We start from the raw sequence: 1,105 nt of genomic DNA, 5'->3' as shown, positions 1-1,105 counted from the left end.
TCGAAAAGTTTCTTTCTGTTTGAGAGACTGGGGTATGCGAACCGCTGCCCCCTTGGCATTGCGTGATGGTGACGCGGACGAGCTGCGTCGACTTGAGTCGGCGCGCAGCGTCTCGGCGGGCCTGGCCCGGCGAGCGCGGATCGTGCTGCTGGCGGCCGAGGGGGTGGCGCACACCGAGGTGGCCGAGCTGACCGGCACCTCGGTGCCGACCGTCCGGCATTGGCGTAGCCGGTACGCCTCGGGCGGGATCGCGGCGTTGACCGATGCCGCCCGGCCGGGGCGTCCGCGCAGCGTGGACGAGGTGGAGATCGTGGTGCGCACGCTGGAGCCGCCTCCCGCCAAGCTGGGCGTGACGCACTGGTCGAGCCGGCTGCTGGCCAAGGAGCTGAACGTCGCCCCCTCCACGGTGGTGGAGGTGTGGCGGTCCTACGGGCTGCAGCCCTGGCGCAAGGAGAGCTTCAAGTTCTCCACCGACCCGCAGCTGGAGACCAAGATCCGCGACGTGGTCGGGCTGTACCTCAACCCGCCGGAGAACGCGATCGTGCTGAGCGTGGACGAGAAGTCCCAGTGCCAGGCGCTGGAGCGCAGCCAGCCGATCCTGCCGATCCGTCCGGGCATCCCCCAACAGCAGACCCATGACTACATCCGGCACGGCACCACCACCTTGTTCGCCGCCCTGGAGGTCGCCACCGGCCGCATCGGCGCCGACGCCTGCTACCGCCGCCACCGCAATACCGAGTTCCTGGCGTTCCTGAAGAAGGTCGCCGCCGCCTACCCCGACACCCAGCTGCACATCGTGTGCGACAACTACCGCACCCACAAGCACGCCAACGTCAGGGCCTGGCTCGCCGAGCATCCCCGGGTCACCCTGCACTTCACCCCGACAGGATGCTCCTGGCTGAACATGGTCGAGATCTTCTTCGGCATCATCACCCGCCAAGCCATCCGCCGGGGCTCGTTCACCTCGGTCAAACAGCTCACCACCGCGATCGGCGCCTTCATCGACGGCTGGAACGACCGCTGCGAACCGTTCTCCTGGACCAAGGACGCCGACGAGATCATCGCCAAAATCAAAAGAAAAGAAACTTTTCGAGCGAGACACTAG

The 1,105-nt window shown here is 66.8% G+C and carries 1 protein-coding gene; it reads left to right on the top strand.

Annotation, left to right across the window (positions count from 1 at the left end):
* Positions 1 to 34 precede the first annotated feature (34 nt).
* Complete coding sequence (locus E1293_RS47115; protein WP_207939566.1) at positions 35 to 1,105, top strand: IS630 family transposase; 1,071 nt, start codon at positions 35 to 37, stop codon at positions 1,103 to 1,105.

The sequence above is a fragment of the Actinomadura darangshiensis genome (assembly GCF_004349235.1).
In the GTDB taxonomy this organism is placed as follows: Bacteria; Actinomycetota; Actinomycetes; order Streptosporangiales; family Streptosporangiaceae; genus Spirillospora; species Spirillospora darangshiensis.
This window is presented reverse-complemented; position numbering and strand designations above follow the sequence as displayed.

Bases quoted from the DNA above. Each gene is read 5' to 3' on its own strand.
- E1293_RS47115 (WP_207939566.1), top strand. From the start codon at position 35: ATGCGAACCGCTGCCCCCTTGGCATTGCGTGATGGTGACGCGGACGAG.